Origin of the sequence: Methylobacterium sp. C25, from assembly GCF_021352225.1 — a bacterium.
Taxonomy (GTDB): domain Bacteria; phylum Pseudomonadota; class Alphaproteobacteria; order Rhizobiales; family Beijerinckiaceae; genus Methylobacterium.
On the sequence record NZ_JAAUVI010000002.1, the window covers coordinates 664,633 to 680,276 of the forward strand.

The window sequence follows — 15,644 nt, forward strand, 5'->3', positions numbered from 1 at the left end:
CCCGCCAGGGCCGGATCTCAGGGACCCGGTGGCCGTGCCGAGCATTCGACGCCTGAGGCGGCGACCGGACTTCCTCGCAGCCGCGTCCGGCCGGCGCTTCCACACAGAGCGGATGACCGCGCAGGGGCGGCTCCGCGAGCCGGATGAGATGCGCGACGGTGGCCCTGCCGAGGGCATGCATCTCGGCTTCACCATCACCAAGCGAGTCGGCCAGGCCGTGGAGCGCAATCGCATCCGACGCCGCCTGCGTGGCGCCGTTGCCGCGGTCGCCGGCGATGCGCCCGATTGCGCGGCCGACGTCGTGCTCGTCGCGCGCCGTTCCGCCCTCGATGCGCCTTTCGACACTCTGGTGGACGACCTACGCCGAGCCCTCAGGGTGGTGACGAAGCCGCGCGGCGCGAAGGACACGCCCGGCCGCAGGAGTGACAACCCCGGCGTCGCGGCCCCTGGCGCTCAATCACGATCGGGGGCACATGTCGCCCGCCGGACGAATCCCGGCAGAGCACAGCCCCACACGACTTCCAAAACACAGACGGCGCACGGATCGACCGATGGGTAACGACAAGACGAACATGTTCGTCGCGATCGCCTTGTCTCTGGCGGTGCTGCTCGGCTGGAACTACTTCGTCGCCGCGCCGATGAGCGAGCGGCAGAAGCAGGCCGCCGCGCATAACCAGGCGCCAGGACAGGCTCCGAACGGAGCGCCTGTCGCTTCGCCGAGCCCGAAGGAAGGCGGCCCCGCCGCGCCCGCGCCGGGCACCGTCCCCAGCGCCGGACAGGCTCCGGTCTCGCGCGACGAGGCGATTGCCCGTTCGGCGCGCCTGCGCATCGACACCCCTGCCCTGTTCGGCTCGGTCGCTCTCAAGGGCGGCCGCATCGACGACGTGCTGCTGAAAAACTACCACGAGACCGTCAGCGACGAGAGCCCGCGCATCGTGCTGCTCTCGCCAAGCGGCAGCGCCAATCCGTATTACGCCGAGTTCGGCTGGGTCGGCTCCGATGCCGGTCCGCTTCCGAACGCCGACACGCTCTGGAAGGCCGATGCCGAGGTGCTCTCGCCCGGCAAGCCGGTCACCCTTACCTCGGACAACGGCGCAGGCCTGACCTTCAAGCGCATCCTCGCCGTCGACGACAAGTTCATGTTCACGGTGCGCGACGAGGTCGACAACACCGGCTCCAAGGCCGTGACCCTCTACCCGTACAGCCTGGTCTCGCGCTGGGGTAAGCCGCAGACCCAGGGCTACTACGTTCTGCACGAGGGTCTGATCGGTGCCCTCGGCGCCGACGGCCTGCAGGAATACACGTACGACAAGATCGGCAAGGAGCCGGTCTTCGGCGGCAACCCGAACACCCATGGCAAGGCGTGGGACAACGTGACGGGCGGCTTCGTCGGCATCACCGACAAGTACTGGGCAGCCGCTGTCATCCCTGATCAGGATAAGCCCTTCAACGGCGCCTATACCGAGCGCACCGAGGGTGCCACCAAAGTCTATCAGACCAGTGTGCGCGGCGACGCCGTCACGGTGGCGCCGGGCGCCTCGTCCTCAGCGACGCAGCGCCTGTTCGCAGGCGCCAAGGAGGTCAACCAGATCAACGGCTACCAGAAGGACCTCAACATCAAGCAGTTCGATCTGATGATCGATTGGGGCTGGTTCTGGTTCCTGACCAAGCCGATGTTCAAGGCGCTGGACTTCTTCTTCCACTGGCTCGGCAATTTCGGCGTCGCGATCCTGCTCGTTACGCTGATCCTGAAGATCTTCTTCTTGCCGATCGCGAACCGTTCCTACGTCTCCATGGCCAAGATGAAGGCCGTGCAGCCGGAGATGGCCTCCATCCGGGAGCGGTACAAAGACGACAAGATGAAGCAACAGCAGGCCATGATGGAGTTGTACAAGAAGGAGAAGATCAATCCCGTCGCCGGCTGCTGGCCGGTGCTGATCCAGATCCCGGTCTTCTTCTCGCTCTACAAGGTCCTGTTCATCACCATCGAGATGCGGCACGCGCCGTTCTTCGGCTGGATCCACGATCTCGCAGCGCCGGATCCGACAAGCGTCCTGAACCTGTTTGGCCTGCTGCCCTACGCAGCGCCCGACTTCGTCCATCTCGGCGTTTGGCCGCTGATCATGGGCGTGACGATGTTCGTCCAGATGAAGATGAACCCCGCGCCGCCGGACCCGGTCCAGGCGCAGGTCTTCACCTTCATGCCGATCATCTTCACCTTCATGCTCGGCTCCTTCCCGGCCGGCCTGGTGATCTACTGGGCATGGAACAACACCCTCTCGGTGCTGCAGCAATACGTCATCATGCGCCGCAACGGCGTGAAGGTGGAGTTGTGGGACAACCTGAGGGGAACCTTCAGCAAGAAACCGCCCGAGAAGGGCGCCGCAGCCAAGAGCTGACGGATCAGGGCCGACGTGAACGATACCGAGACAGAAAAGGCCGGCCTCGAGGAGGCCGGCCGCCTGCTTTTCGCCGGAAGCGCCGATTTCTTCGCCGCAGCGCCTTCGCTCGGTGTTCTGCCGCCGATGGACGGCGTCGAGATCGCCTTCGCCGGGCGGTCAAATGTCGGCAAGTCGAGCCTGATCAACGCCCTGACCGGGCGCAACACCCTGGCGCGCACGTCGCACACGCCGGGTCGCACCCAGCAGCTCAACTTCTTCAAGATCGCCGAACGACTGACGCTCGTCGACATGCCGGGCTACGGCTACGCGGCGGTCGAGAAGGCTAAGGTCGAGGCATGGACCAAGCTGATCCATGCCTACCTGAAGGGCCGGGCCAACCTCGCCCGCGTCTTCATGCTGATCGATTCTCGCCACGGCCTGAAGAGCATCGACACCGACGTGCTCGACGGCCTCGACAAGGCGGCCGTGTCCTATCAGATCGTCCTGACCAAGGGTGACGCGCTCAAGAAGAACGAAATCGAAGCGCGCATCGCTGGAATCCAGGCGGCCATAGCCAAGCGGCCGGCCGCCTATCCGGAGGTTATCCTGACCTCTAGCCGAGACGATCGCGGCGTAGCGGATCTGCGTGCCGCCGTGGCGCGCCTGCTAGCCGAGCGCGGGGCCTGAGCCGTCGGCACAATCAATTGTGTTGCCTGCCAAAATCACTGGCGCACAGCAGCGATCTCATCATTTGTTTACCGGTTCCAAGTAAAAATTAACAAAAGATAGCCGGCACTAGAGATGTCGCCGCCGGCCGGTGGAATCGGAATACGATGCGGGCTTTCTCTCTCTCGCTCAGGACCTGCCTTTTTGCCGTCGTGGGGCTGTTGGGGCTCAGTCTGACCGCGACGGCAGTCAACAATTTACTCGGCGCCTGGAGCGTGATGGCTCGGTCCGAACTCGCGCAGCACGAAGCCCTGGCCGATAAGGCGGTGCTGTCTGCCCTGCAAGCCACGCGCTTCGAGAAGAGCTACACGCGCAGTGCGCTGCAAGTGAGCCCCGTCACGGATGCCATGCGCGCGAAGATCGTCGCAACCCGCGCCGAGCTCGACGCGGCCATGGCCGATCTCGGCAAGCAGACCGCGTCCTTCACAGACCCGGGGACGAAGCCGACCGTCGAGCAGGTCTCGACCGACTACCAACAGCTCGCGGCTCTGCGCGTTGGCGTCGACGAGGCCTTCGGAAAGGCGCTGGATGCCCGCGATGTCTCGCTGCTGGGCAGTTGGTCGGCGAAGGGCGACCGGCTGCTCGTCGCCCTCGATGACCTCTCGGGAGCGCTGAGCGATCGCATCAAGCAAAGCGCGAGCGGCAGCGCGGTCTTCGTCAACATCAAGAATGCCGCTTGGCGCACCCGCGCCAGCATCGGTGAGGTCTACTCCATCCTGACGCAGGCCGTCGTGCGCATGCAGCCGCTGACCCAGGTGGAAACCGACGCGATGGCCGTGGGTTATGGCAAAGCCGAGGCGCATTGGTCGAATGTATTGGGCGAAATTCGCCGCGGCGGCATTCCCGACACGATCACCCAGGCGCAGATGGGGGTACAGACGGCGATCTTCTCGCCTGAGGGGATCGCTTGGCGGGAGGCGGTGCGCCAAGGCCTTGCCTCGGGCCATCTCGGCATGTCAGCGGGCGACTATCAGAACGAGAGCGGCCAACGGCAGCGCAGCGTCCTCAACGTCGCCACGAGCGCCATGGACAAGGTCATCGCCATGACCGAGGCGATGGCCGAGCGTGCGAAGATCGACATGTTACGGGCCGTCTTCGTGATTGCGCTGGCAGTGCTGCTCTCGCTCGGCGGCCTCGCGCTCGCGCAGTATCGCGTCGCCAAACCGCTCACAGCGATGACCGACGTGATGTCACGGCTGAGCCGCGGCGACATCGACGCGCACGTTCCCGGCGTGGGACGCCGGGACGAGATTGGCGCGATGGCGGCCTCGGTCCAGATCTTCAAGGACAACCTCATCCGCAGCCAAGTGCTCGAGGAGGAAGCGTCGCTCGCCCGTGCCGGTGCGGAGACCCAGCGCAAGCACGCCATGCGGCGGATGGCGGATACCTTCGAGGGGAGTGTGAGCGGGATCATCGGTGCCGTCACCTCCGCCGCCGCCCAGCTCCAGTCGACCGCACGGAGCATGGCCTCCACAGCGACCGCGACGGCGAGCCAGTCCGTCAACGTGGCCAGCGCTGCGGAAGAGGCCTCGGTCAACGTCAATACCGTCGCCGCCGCCGCAGAGCAGCTCGGATCCTCGGTCCAGGAAATCGGGCGGCAGGTCGAAAGCTCCGCGAATCTGGCGCAGATGGCGGTGAGCGAGGCGGCGCAGACCGGCGCCCTCGTCCAGAACCTCAGCAGCGCTGCTGCCAAGATCGGTGACGTGGTGGCGATGATCACCACGATCGCCGGCCAGACCAACCTGCTCGCCCTCAACGCGACGATCGAGGCGGCTCGTGCGGGCGAGGCGGGGCGGGGCTTCGCCGTCGTAGCGGCCGAAGTGAAGGCCCTGGCCAACCAGACCGCCAAGGCCACCGAGGAGATCTCTGGGCAGATCGGCCAGATCCAGGCAGCGGCCGGCCACGCCGTCGGCGCGATCGACGGGATCGCCGCACGCATCCAGGAGATCAGCGGTGTCGCAACCTCGATCTCCGCAGCCGTCGAGGAACAGGGCGCGGCGACCCAGGAGATCGTGCGCAACGTCTCGCAGGCCGCCGTCGGCACGAGCGAGGTGACCGGCAACATCGCCGGCGTCGCCCATGCGGTTGAGGCAACTGGCGCCTCGGCCGGCCAAGTGCTGAGCGCAGCCAACGAGCTTTCGCGCCAGTCCGAGGCATTGTCGGACGAGGTGCGGCATTTCCTCTCCGGCGTGCGGGCGGCATAGCTTCGATCGTGCCGGCAGGGCATGAGCCGATGCGGAGATGCCCATGACCGTTATCGATCGTATCCTGCTGGCCCTGGCGGCCCTGTCCGGCCTTCTCGGCGTGCTCGCGAGCGCCGTGGCCGCGCACAGGGACGGCGGCGAGACCTTGAAGACCGCGGCGCAATTCCTTCTGTTCCACGCGCCGCTCGTCGTCGGCCTCGTCGCGCTGGCCGGCTCGGGCGCGACTCATGGCCGGCTCACGCGGCTTGCGGGCGCCGCCATCCTCGCAGGCCTTGCCCTGTTCTCCGGCGATCTCGCGATGCGCGCCCTCTCCGGCGTACCGCTGTTCCCGATGGCCGCTCCGGTCGGTGGGTTCGTCCTGATGGCGGGATGGCTTCTCGTCGTTGCGACAGCGGTGGTTCCGCGACGAAAGTAACGGGCGAGCCCATCGTTCTTCCGAACTCTGGTTTTTCTGCTCGCAACTCTCGCTACTCCGCACAAGCGGGAGCGGAGTTCATGATGTTGCATGTCGTCTCACATGCAATGGACCTAGCGCGTGTGCTGAAGCCGGCCGGTCTTAGGTTGACGCTTGGACTAAACTAAAGGTGCGCAAGCAGGGGGCCGCGTCGGTCGCCAAGCGCGTGAGCGGGTCGCCCAGTCCGCTCAGCCGTTATTTCACGAGTACAGGTAGTGGCGGCGCGACGCCTGGAGGCAAGGCCGTGCGGGCCATGTTCAAGGTCATCGCGAGCAGCGTGTAGTAGCCGTTGATGCCGGCGAGATCGATGGCGCCCTGCTCCCCAAATTTCTGCACGACGCGAGTGTAGGTCGTATCGCTGACGGCCTTGTTGCGATGAAGTTCGGTCGAGAAGGCGTAAATCAGCGTCTCCTCTTCGCCCATCGCATCGGGCCGGCGGCCCTCCTTCACGGCCTCGACGATCGCCGGATCGAGCCCGGCCTTGAGCGCAATCGGCTCGTGGATCTGCCATTCGAGCTGCTGGCTCCACTCACGCGCTGTCAGCAGGATCGTGAACTCGCTGAGCTTGAGCGGGATCACGCTGTTGTAGCGCAGATAGAGCCCCATATTGCTCGCGTTGAGCATGAGTTCCGGGCTGCGCAACAGCGGCACGAAGGGGCCGAAGACCGGCACCTTTCGCGCCGCGAGGAACTGCTCGGAGGCCTTCTTTTGCGCCTCGGTCTGCTTATCGGCAGGGATCTCGGGGAGGCGATCCTGCGCCGAGGCGGTCGCCGTCATGAGCAGTCCCATAGCGAGTGTGAGAATGAAACGCATGGACATGTCCCTGCCATCCCTCAGCTCGGCAGCACCGGCGGGTGGTAATCCAGTGTGAAGGCGAAGGCCCACAGCAGGAACAGGACCACCGGCAGGTGGAAGATCAGCTGCAGGAAGCTGAAGCCGACGATGTCGCGCGCCTTCAGTCCGAGGATGCCAAGTAGCGGCAGCATGAAGAACGGGTTGATCAGGTTCGGCAGCGCTTCGGCCGCATTGTAGACCTGCACCGCCCAGCCGAGATGCACCTTCAGCTCGTTGGCCGCCTGCATCACGTAGGGCGCCTCGAGCAGCCATTTGCCACCGCCCGACGGCACGAAGAAGCCGAGCACGGCCGAATACACGCCCATTGCCAACGGGAAGCTGCCTTGCGTGTTCAGGGCCACGAAGGCGTGCGCGATGACGTCAGCGAGGCTATGGCCTCCTGCATTCTTGGCGCCGGTCAGGATCGCGGCAATCGCGGCATAGAACGGGAACTGGATCAGGATGCCGGCGGTGGCCGGCACGGCCTTCCCGAGCGAGACCAGGAAGCGCTTCGGGCGCCAGTGCAGCACGAAGCCGAGGAGCAGGAACAGGAAGTTGTAAGTATTGAGGTTGGAGATCGCGACGATCCAGCTCTGGCGCGCGAATTCCTGGATCAGCCAACCTGCGGCGAGCAGACCGATGGCGATGGTGAGGACCGGCGCATGCTCCAGCCACTCCCCCGGCTGCCGCGGCCCGGTGATCTGTTCTTCCTCGCGTTTCGGATCGATGCCGAGGTCCTGGGCGGTGACGGCACTGTCACGGCCCGGCGCGGAAGCCAGTGCGATCACCGTCGACATGATCACCAACATGGCGGCGATCACCATCGACTGCCAAAGGAAGATCGTCTCGCTGAACGGAATCACGCCGGTGATCGGCAGCAGGCTCGGCGGCAGACTTTTCGGATTGGCCTGAAGCTGCGCCGCGGAGGAGGACAGGCCCATCGCCCAGGTCGCCCCGAGCCCGAGATAGGCGGCGGCGCCCGCCGCGCGATAATCCATGCGCAGGTCTTCGCGCCGTGCCAGCGCGCGGGCGAGCAAGCCGCCGAAGATCAGGCTCAGGCCCCAGCTCAGGAGCGAGGACAGCATCGTCGCGATGGCAACAAGGCCGATTGCGCCGCGGCCCGTCTTCGGCACGAGGGCGAGGCGGTCGATCAGGGCCTGGACGGGGGGCGAGGTCGCGACGACATAGCCGCCGATGGTCACGAAGACCATCTGCATCGTGAAGGGGATCAGACTCCAGAAGCCGTCGCCGAAGCTCTTCGTCACACTCTCGACAGGGGCACCGTTGAGGAGCGCCGCGCCTGCCACGATGACCACGGCGATGGCGACGAACACGAAGGCGTCGGGGAACCACTTCTCGGCCCATTCGGTGAACCGCAGGGCGAGGCGCGCCAGAGCGCCCTCCCCTGCCGCCGCCGATCCGGATCCCCGCTGATTGTGCTCGGCCATTCACGCGTTCCCCTTTACGGGCATAGGTGCCGAAACCGCGTCCCGGCTCAAGCGGCGAGGCATGTCATGGGGCGCGGACCTGCAGGAAGTCCACCGCCTTCGACTCGTCGGGGCCGAAGACGCCCGCGGTCAGCGCACCGCCATAGACCGCGCCCGTGTCGAGGTTGGTGCGGAAGCGTCGTACGTCGGGCCGGCCCTTCGAGAGCGGCGTGTGCCCGTGCACGACGTGGCGGCCGTAATCGCGCTCTTCGGACAGGAACGGCTCGCGAATCCAGAGGCGCGCGCCATCATCCGGATCGGGCACGCCCGCCTCTGGCCTGAAACCGGCATGGACGTACCAGCGCCGGGCATCCTGGTGCAGGGTCGGCAGCGCCTCGATCCAGTCGAGCACGTCTCCAGGCAGGCCCTCCGGTCCGTCTGCGCCGAACGAGCGCAGTGTTTCGTGGCCGCCATTCTGCAGCCAGACCTCGCGAGCGCCGCGCTCGTGCAGGGTCTTCAGGAGCATCGCCTCGTGGTTGCCCATGAGACAGGTGACGCCACCCTCGTCGCGCCATTGCAGCCTGCGCAGGGTCTCGATGACCCGAGCGCTGTCGGCCCCGCGATCGATATAGTCGCCCAGGAAGACGAGCCGGCGCGAACGCCCGGCTGCGTGGGCTTCGATCTTCTCCAACAGAGCGTCGAGCAGGTCGGCGCAGCCGTGGATGTCGCCGATGGCGTAGGTCAGCGTATCGGCGTTCATGGAGCGGTTGTCGGAGCAATCGCCCGAAGGGGCAAGACGTCCAGCGCCACTACGGATCACGGCGCTGCGGAAAGGCGACACGGCTCAACCGACGGCCGATCCATCGGCGGCCGCTCTCGATGCGGCCGGCAAGCGAGCGCGCCCGGCGCTCCACGGTCTCGTCCTCCTCAGCGTCGCGCGCATCGACGCCGGCGAAGTCGTTCGCGCGTTCCATCAGCTCGGCTGCGGCGGCTGCGGGATTCTCGATCGTCCAGCGCAACAGATAATCGCCGCCCTTCGTGTACCGAGTCGTGCGAGGGGCATAGTAGAAGGCCGTGTTGTCATTGAGTCGATCGATCACCGGGAAGTTGGCGTTGATCTTCTCCCAGTAGTTCAGGGCGATGATCCGCCGTCTCGGCGCCGAATAGAGCGATGTGTGCAAGGCCGAGCCGGCAATGCCCATGATCGTCCGCCGGCGGGCCAAAAGTGCGACCTGCTCGGGAAAGCTCAGATCCTCGGGGAAGACGATCTCGACTCCGCGGCGTTCGAGCTCATCGACCAGGGCCTGCTCGTCGCTGGGCTTGTGCATGGAGCCCGCCGATAGCTTGAGCTTCGACAGGAAGATTGGCCGGTCCTCGGTATCGACCTCGTCGTCCCGCCAGAACGGTCGCCCGATGTGCCGACAGAGGGTCGCGTATTCTTCGTGAGCCCGGCCGTGGCTGAAGCTGGGTCCGGGAACCACGAGGTTCGGGATCCTGTGAGGCTCGTCGAAGCAGACGAGATCGTCGATGTCGAGGCCGAACCGCGCGAGCATCAACGCGATGAAGCTGTGCTCGCGCCACTGATCGAGCCCGGACGGCCCGTGATAGAGGAGCCTCGGCCGCTCGCCCTGCCACGCCACGAGAGGCCACAGCCGCGCAACCACATCGGTCACGAAGTGTCCGAAATGAGCGGTCATAGGCCCGAGATACAGATGGAGCCGCTCGTCCGCCGCAGGAAGTTCATCGCCGAGGGCGGCCGTGTCGAGTCCCACGCCGACGGCTGCTGCATTGGCCCCGCCGATCTCCCCGCCGGCATCGTAGATGCCCCAAGGACCCGGGCCGCAGAGCGGAACGTAGACGGCATCCGCGACGTGCCCGATGCCGGGCTGCGGGCCGATCAGCTCGACCGTTCCATTCGTTTCTCGGCAGCGCCGGATGGCCGGTTCGGTCCAGCGGCCCCTCGATGCTGGGCGAAGCGGCGTCATCGTCGTCCCTGTTGCGCCGGGCTATAGGCCCGATGCCGTCTCGATGCACAAGGGACGGCATCCGAAGCGACGAGGCGGCCGACGCTGCCGGTCGCCCCGTCCCTTCCTCAATGCGGCGTCAGTTCAACGTCGCGCCTGCGGGGCGCTTGTCGGCACCCACGGTGATGTCGCCGATCATCAGCCCCAGCGAGCCGAGCCGGACCGGCACCTCCTCGCCGTCATGGATCTGCCCGGCGAGCAATTGCTCGGCCATCGGATCCTGGACGTTCTTCTGGATCACCCGCTTGAGCGGCCGCGCCCCGTAGGCCGGGTCGTAGCCCTTGTCGGCGAGCCAGTTGCGAGCCTCGGCGTCCACGTCGAGCGTAATCTTGCGCTCGTCGAGGAGCTTCTGCAGGCGGCTGAGCTGGATATCGACGATCGCGCCCATCTCCGACCGCGCGAGGCGGTGGAACAGGATGATCTCGTCTATCCGGTTCAGGAATTCCGGACGGAAGTGTCCGCGCACGACGCCCATCACCTCCTCGCGGACCGCGTCCGTGTCCTGGCCGGCCGGCTGGTTGACCAGATACTCGGAGCCGAGATTCGAGGTCATGATCAGCAGGGTGTTGCGGAAGTCGACCGTGCGTCCCTGTCCATCCGTCAGGCGCCCGTCATCGAGCACCTGCAGCAGGATGTTGAACACGTCCGGATGCGCCTTTTCGACCTCGTCGAACAGCACGACCTGGTAGGGACGGCGCCGCACGGCTTCGGTCAGCGCCCCGCCCTCCTCGTAGCCGACATAGCCGGGAGGGGCGCCGATCAGCCGGGCGACCGCGTGCTTCTCCATGTATTCGGACATATCGATGCGCACGAGCGCGGTGTCGTCCTCGAAGAGGAAGCCGGCGAGCGCCTTGGTCAGCTCGGTCTTGCCGACGCCTGTGGGCCCGAGGAACATGAACGAGCCGATCGGCCGGTTCGGGTCCTGCAGCCCGGCGCGGGCACGGCGCACGGCCGTCGAGACGGCATCCACCGCCTCCCGCTGGCCGACGACGCGCTTGCCGAGCGCCTGCTCCATGGCGAGCAGTTTCTCACGCTCGCCTTCGAGCATCTTGTCGACGGGCACGCCGGTCCAGCGCGAGACGACGCCCGCGATGTGCTGTGGCGTCACCGCCTCTTCGACCATGCCGTCGCGCGCGATGGCGCTCTCGGCAGCCGCTTCGATCTCGGCGAGCTGCTTCTCGATCCCCGGGATCACGCCATAGGCGAGCTCGCCCGCGCGCTGGTACTGGCCCTGGCGCTGCGCGTTGGCGAGTTCGGTGCGCGCCTCGTCGAGCTTGCGCTTGAGGTCGGCCGCCGCGCCGAGCTTGTCCTTCTCCGCCTTCCAGCGGGCCGTGATGAGGGCGGATTGCTCCTCAAGATCGCCGAGCTCCTTCTCGAGCCGCTGGAGGCGGTCGCGGGAAGCCGTGTCGTTCTCCTTCTTGAGGGCCTCACCCTCAATCTTCAGGCGCACGATCTCGCGGTCGACGTTGTCGAGCTCTTCGGGCTTCGAATCCACCTGCATGCGCAGGCGCGAGCCGGCCTCGTCGACGAGGTCGATCGCCTTGTCAGGAAGGAAGCGGTCGGTGATGTAGCGGTTCGAGAGCGTCGCGGCGGCAACCAGGGCGGAATCCTGGATACGGACGCCGTGGTGCTGCTCGTACTTCTCCTTGATGCCGCGCAGGATCGAAACCGTGTCCTCGACGGTCGGCTCGGACACGAAGACCGGCTGAAAGCGCCGGGCGAGCGCCGCGTCTTTCTCGACGTGCTTGCGGTACTCGTCGAGCGTGGTCGCGCCGACGCAGTGCAGCTCGCCCCGGGCGAGCGCAGGCTTCAGCAGGTTCGAGGCGTCCATTGCCCCGTCCGCCTTCCCGGCGCCAACCAGCGTGTGCATCTCGTCGATGAACAGGATGATCTGGCCAGCCGCCGCCTGCACCTCGGAGAGCACGCCCTTCAGGCGCTCCTCGAACTCGCCGCGATACTTCGCTCCGGCGATCAATGCGCCCAGGTCGAGCGAAAGCAGGCTCTTCTCCTTGAGGCTCTCCGGCACGTCGCCGTTGACGATACGCAGAGCGAGGCCCTCGACGATGGCGGTCTTGCCGACGCCGGGCTCGCCGATGAGGACGGGATTGTTCTTGGTGCGCCGGGATAGCACCTGAATGGTGCGCCGGATCTCCTCGTCGCGGCCGATCACCGGATCGAGCTTGCCCTCGCGGGCCGCCTCGGTGAGGTCGCGGGCGTATTTCTTGAGCGCGTCATAGGCGTTCTCGGCCGAGGCGTTGTCGGCCGTGCGGCCCTTGCGCAGCGCGTTGATCGCGGCGTTCAGCGAGGCCGCGGTGACACCGGCCGCAGCGAGGATCTTGCCGGCCTCGGTATCCTTCTCGACGGCGAAGGCGAGCAGCAGCCTTTCCACCGTGACGTAGCTGTCGCCAGCCTTCTCGGCCGCCTTCTCGGCGGTGTCGAACAGGCGCACGAGATCGCGCGTCGCCTGCGGCTGCGCGGAATTGCCGGAAACCTTCGGCTGCTTGGCGAGCCACTGCTCGACCTGCGCCAAAGCGACCCGCGACTGGCCGCCGGCGCGGTCGATCAGACCGGCGCAAAGGCCTTCGGGGTCGTCGAGGAGTACCTTGAGCAGATGGCCCGGTGCGAGTTGGGGGTTGCCCTCGCGCGCTGCGAGGGACTGCGCGGACTGGACGAAGCCACGCGCGCGTTCCGTGTATTTTTCGAAGTTCATGCGTCGATGCCCTTTCCCGATCGAACGCACGGCCCGGTCAAACGGCGCGGCACGCTCGATGCGAATTCCCGCGAGGTCTGCCCCGCCGGGATACCGGCGCTCCCAGAGCCGCCAGCCTCACTGATTTGGTGTTGCAAATTCGCGACACAAGGGGCGAGATGTCAACCATCGGCGTGACTGCCCCGCACCCAAGAGTGCTTGCGTGGCGCTCGCACCGGGGCTAGCCGATACGAATGACGACCGAGCCGCCGATCCGCATCGCGCATCTCTACCGATACCCCGTGAAAGGCCTTTCACCAGAACGGGTTATGGAAGCCAGCCTGGAGACCAGCGGCTACTTCCCGGGCGATCGGCTCTACGCAATCGAGAACGGTCCGTCGGGCTTCAACGAGGTCGCGCCTCGCCACCTGCCAAAGATGGTTTACCTGATGCTGATGCGCAACGAGGCACTGGCCCGGCTGCGCACCCGGTATGACGGGGCCACGGGAGAGCTCAGCATCACCCAAGAGGACCGGCCAACGACGTCCTATGATCTCCGGAGCTCTCAGGGGCGCGACGCGCTCGCCGGATTCATGAAGGCCTATCTGCCGCATGAGTTGCGCGGTGAGCCGAGGGTGCTGGAGGCGCCGCCTGGATACCGCTTCACCGATTCCCGGACCGGGTTCGTATCGCTGATCAATCTCGCCAGCGTCCGCGCCGTCGAGGACTTCGTCGGTACAGCCGTGGACCCGCTGCGCTTTCGCGGCAACGTGTTCCTGGAAGGGCTCGAGCCCTGGGCCGAGCTCGACCTCGTCGGCCGGATCGTAGAGGCTCCGGGCGGCGCGCGCCTGAAGGTCACGTCGCGCACGGTGCGATGCGCGGCGACCAACGTCGATCCGCAGACCGGCTTTCGCGATCTCCAGATCCCGCGCGCACTCAGCGAGCACCTCGGCCACGCCGATTGCGGCGTCTATGCCGAGGTGATTGCCGGCGGCGCGCTGCGTGAGGGCGACGCGCTGATGCTCAGCTGAGCACCCGCGATCAATGGTCCGCTGGCTCGATGACGGAGGCCAGCTTGGTGCGACGCTCGCAGGAGATCTTGAGGTAGCGCCCGTCGCCGCCAGGAAGGCCGGCCGCGGCGGCGGAGGCCTGGGCGTGCATCATGCACTCCATGGCCGAGTGGACCGGCGAGATGATGACGTCGAGGGCGGTGTCGCGAGAGCACTCTGCAGAGGAGAGCGTGGTCGCGCAGACGAGGGCGACGGCGAGAAGTTCAGGCATGACGGACCCCATTTTCGTGTTGCGAAAAGGTCCGCGGAGTTGCTCCGGCGTGTGAGCCACCGCGTGGTCGTTGCCTGGGCGTTCCCCTCTTATGGTCTTACGGGCAATGTAAGCAGCGAGCGTGCCAGATTTGCCCTGCTACTTGTAGTGAGGTGTGCTGCGTGGGCGGAATGCCACACTGTGATCAGCCGCGCGCCTCAAGCCAGGCGGGCTCTGGCTCGCGCGGGGGCAGCAGGGCCGCCACGGCGTCGAGATCGACCGTGAAGCTCTGCGTCAGCCGATGCCAGACATCCTCCTGGGACGGTGCGTCCTTGCCGAACGCATGAAGTGCGCGGGCGAGCAGGTTCGGGCTGGTGAGCGTGGGACGCGGCGTGAACAGGTCGGTGTCGAGCATTTTCGCATTCCTAGACGACAGGAACACTATCCTCAGGCATGGTTAATCGGTCGTTAAATGGGGTCCGCTTGGCCCGCCTCGCCGGATAGCAGTGGTGCGAAGCTTTCGACCGATGATCGCATCGCCCGCGAACCGCAGTCTTCGCGAACACCGACACAGTCCCGTCGTCTCAGAGGGCGATGTCGATGCAACGATGGGCCGGTCTGGAGGGGCGCTTTGCTTGGGCCTCGCAGCTTTCTCGCAAGACGACGCTTCGCATGCCTCCGCGCCTGCGATAGAAGCCCGCCCGCGAGAGCCCTCAGCTACGGAGCCACAGGACCGCGATGACCGATCCGCTGCCGAACGTGCATGTGCGCGCCGAAATCCTGACCCAGGCGCTGCCCCACATGCAGCGCTACGATCAGGAGATCGTGGTCATCAAGTATGGCGGCCACGCCATGGGCGACCCGGCCGCCGCCGAGGACTTCGCCGAGGACATCGTGCTCCTGGAGCAGTCCGGCCTCAAGCCGATCGTCGTGCACGGCGGCGGCCCGCAGATCGGGAAGATGCTGAACCGGCTCGGCATCGAATCCGAGTTCAAGGGCGGCCTGCGCGTCACCGACGAGGCCACCGTCGAGGTGGTTGAGATGGTTTTGGCCGGCTCGATCAACAAGCAGATCGTCGGCTGGATCTCGGCCGAGGGCGGCCGCGCGATCGGCCTGTGCGGCAAGGACGGCAACATGGTGCGCGCCAAGCGCGCGCTGCGCACCATGAAGGACCCCGAGACGCATGCCGAGACCGAGCTCGATCTCGGCCTCGTCGGTGAGCCGGATCATGTCGAGCGCGGCGTGCTCGACGCGGTGCTCAAGGCCGAGTTGATCCCGGTTCTCGCCCCGGTCGCCTACGGTCCGGATGGCAAGACCTACAACGTCAATGCCGATACCTTCGCCGGCGCCATCGCCGGAGCTCTGCGGGCCAAGCGCCTTCTCCTGCTCACCGACGTGCCCGGCGTGCTCGACAAGGACAAGAACCTGATCCCGGAGCTTTCCGTCGAGGATTGCCGCCGGCTCATCGCCGACGGGACCATCACAGCAGGCATGATCCCGAAGGTCGAAACCTGCATCTACGCGCTGGAGCAGGGTGTCGAGGCCGTGGTCATCCTCGACGGGAAGGTGCCGCACGCAGCACTCCTGGAGCTGTTCACCGATTACGGTGCCGGCACTCTGATCCGCCGAGGATAACCGGCGCATC

General features: G+C 66.3%; 14 protein-coding genes. 7 read left to right on the forward strand and 7 right to left on the reverse strand.

Annotated elements, in window-relative coordinates; translation table 11 throughout:
* Window positions 1-34: 34 nt before the first annotated feature.
* From rnpA to HCU64_RS09540, 5 genes are all read left to right on the forward strand, one after another.
* Window positions 35-559 (forward strand): ribonuclease P protein component, encoded by a 525-nt coding sequence (rnpA, locus tag HCU64_RS09520; RefSeq protein WP_233383581.1) that lies wholly within the window; start codon window positions 35-37, stop codon window positions 557-559.
* On the forward strand, window positions 552-2,399 hold the full coding sequence (gene yidC, locus HCU64_RS09525) for a membrane protein insertase YidC (RefSeq protein ID WP_233383582.1): 1,848 nt from the start codon (window positions 552-554) through the stop codon (window positions 2,397-2,399). The genes rnpA and yidC overlap by 8 nt, the downstream gene beginning before the upstream one ends.
* Before the next feature lie 15 nt (window positions 2,400-2,414).
* Window positions 2,415-3,068 (forward strand): ribosome biogenesis GTP-binding protein YihA/YsxC, encoded by a 654-nt coding sequence (gene yihA, locus HCU64_RS09530; protein WP_233383583.1) that lies wholly within the window; start codon window positions 2,415-2,417, stop codon window positions 3,066-3,068.
* Between the two features lie 146 nt (window positions 3,069-3,214).
* Entirely contained in the window at window positions 3,215-5,311 is a 2,097-nt protein-coding gene (locus HCU64_RS09535) for a methyl-accepting chemotaxis protein (RefSeq protein WP_233383584.1), read from the forward strand.
* A gap of 43 nt (window positions 5,312-5,354) precedes the next feature.
* On the forward strand, window positions 5,355-5,726 hold the full coding sequence (locus tag HCU64_RS09540) for a DUF423 domain-containing protein (RefSeq protein WP_233383585.1): 372 nt from the start codon (window positions 5,355-5,357) through the stop codon (window positions 5,724-5,726).
* Window positions 5,727-5,960: 234 nt separating this feature from the next.
* On the opposite strand, the gene HCU64_RS09545 is transcribed toward HCU64_RS09540, so the two are convergent.
* From HCU64_RS09545 to clpB, 5 genes are all read right to left on the reverse strand, one after another.
* Window positions 5,961-6,584 (reverse strand): carboxymuconolactone decarboxylase family protein, encoded by a 624-nt coding sequence (locus HCU64_RS09545; RefSeq protein ID WP_325169962.1) that lies wholly within the window; start codon window positions 6,582-6,584, stop codon window positions 5,961-5,963.
* 14 nt (window positions 6,585-6,598) lie between these two features.
* Window positions 6,599-8,047 carry a short-chain fatty acid transporter gene (locus HCU64_RS09550; protein WP_233383586.1) on the reverse strand — a complete coding sequence of 483 codons (1,449 nt, stop codon included), beginning with the start codon at window positions 8,045-8,047 and terminating at the stop codon, window positions 6,599-6,601.
* Between the two features lie 64 nt (window positions 8,048-8,111).
* Entirely contained in the window at window positions 8,112-8,786 is a 675-nt protein-coding gene (locus HCU64_RS09555; protein ID WP_233383587.1) for a metallophosphoesterase family protein, read from the reverse strand.
* A 49-nt stretch (window positions 8,787-8,835) separates the two neighbouring features.
* Window positions 8,836-10,011: a glycosyltransferase family 61 protein gene (locus HCU64_RS09560; RefSeq protein ID WP_233383588.1), complete on the reverse strand. Its 1,176-nt coding sequence runs from the start codon at window positions 10,009-10,011 to the stop codon at window positions 8,836-8,838.
* Between the two features lie 118 nt (window positions 10,012-10,129).
* Window positions 10,130-12,760, reverse strand: coding sequence for an ATP-dependent chaperone ClpB (gene clpB, locus HCU64_RS09565; RefSeq protein ID WP_233383589.1), 2,631 nt, complete (start codon window positions 12,758-12,760; stop codon window positions 10,130-10,132).
* A 233-nt stretch (window positions 12,761-12,993) separates the two neighbouring features.
* Here clpB and HCU64_RS09570 point away from each other — a divergent pair, with 233 nt between their 5' ends.
* On the forward strand, window positions 12,994-13,770 hold the full coding sequence (locus HCU64_RS09570) for an MOSC domain-containing protein (RefSeq protein WP_233383590.1): 777 nt from the start codon (window positions 12,994-12,996) through the stop codon (window positions 13,768-13,770).
* A 10-nt stretch (window positions 13,771-13,780) separates the two neighbouring features.
* On the opposite strand, the gene HCU64_RS09575 is transcribed toward HCU64_RS09570, so the two are convergent.
* Together HCU64_RS09575 and HCU64_RS09580 are read right to left on the reverse strand one after the other, a co-directional pair.
* Window positions 13,781-14,020 (reverse strand): hypothetical protein, encoded by a 240-nt coding sequence (locus HCU64_RS09575; protein WP_233383591.1) that lies wholly within the window; start codon window positions 14,018-14,020, stop codon window positions 13,781-13,783.
* Between the two features lie 184 nt (window positions 14,021-14,204).
* Window positions 14,205-14,414 (reverse strand): hypothetical protein, encoded by a 210-nt coding sequence (locus HCU64_RS09580; protein ID WP_233383592.1) that lies wholly within the window; start codon window positions 14,412-14,414, stop codon window positions 14,205-14,207.
* A 323-nt stretch (window positions 14,415-14,737) separates the two neighbouring features.
* Here HCU64_RS09580 and argB point away from each other — a divergent pair, with 323 nt between their 5' ends.
* A complete protein-coding gene (argB, locus tag HCU64_RS09585; protein WP_233383593.1) occupies window positions 14,738-15,634 on the forward strand; it encodes an acetylglutamate kinase in 897 nt (298 codons plus the stop codon).
* Window positions 15,635-15,644: the final 10 nt, after the last annotated feature.

Bases quoted from the DNA above. Each gene is read 5' to 3' on its own strand.
- yidC (WP_233383582.1), top strand. From the start codon at position 552: ATGGGTAACGACAAGACGAACATGTTCGTCGCGATCGCCTTGTCTCTG.
- HCU64_RS09535 (WP_233383584.1), top strand. From the start codon at position 3,215: ATGCGGGCTTTCTCTCTCTCGCTCAGGACCTGCCTTTTTGCCGTCGTG.
- HCU64_RS09540 (WP_233383585.1), top strand. From the start codon at position 5,355: ATGACCGTTATCGATCGTATCCTGCTGGCCCTGGCGGCCCTGTCCGGC.
- HCU64_RS09545 (WP_325169962.1), bottom strand. From the start codon at position 6,584: ATGTCCATGCGTTTCATTCTCACACTCGCTATGGGACTGCTCATGACG.
- HCU64_RS09550 (WP_233383586.1), bottom strand. From the start codon at position 8,047: ATGGCCGAGCACAATCAGCGGGGATCCGGATCGGCGGCGGCAGGGGAG.
- HCU64_RS09555 (WP_233383587.1), bottom strand. From the start codon at position 8,786: ATGAACGCCGATACGCTGACCTACGCCATCGGCGACATCCACGGCTGC.
- HCU64_RS09560 (WP_233383588.1), bottom strand. From the start codon at position 10,011: ATGACGCCGCTTCGCCCAGCATCGAGGGGCCGCTGGACCGAACCGGCC.
- clpB (WP_233383589.1), bottom strand. From the start codon at position 12,760: ATGAACTTCGAAAAATACACGGAACGCGCGCGTGGCTTCGTCCAGTCC.
- HCU64_RS09570 (WP_233383590.1), top strand. From the start codon at position 12,994: ATGACGACCGAGCCGCCGATCCGCATCGCGCATCTCTACCGATACCCC.
- HCU64_RS09575 (WP_233383591.1), bottom strand. From the start codon at position 14,020: ATGCCTGAACTTCTCGCCGTCGCCCTCGTCTGCGCGACCACGCTCTCC.
- HCU64_RS09580 (WP_233383592.1), bottom strand. From the start codon at position 14,414: ATGCTCGACACCGACCTGTTCACGCCGCGTCCCACGCTCACCAGCCCG.
- argB (WP_233383593.1), top strand. From the start codon at position 14,738: ATGACCGATCCGCTGCCGAACGTGCATGTGCGCGCCGAAATCCTGACC.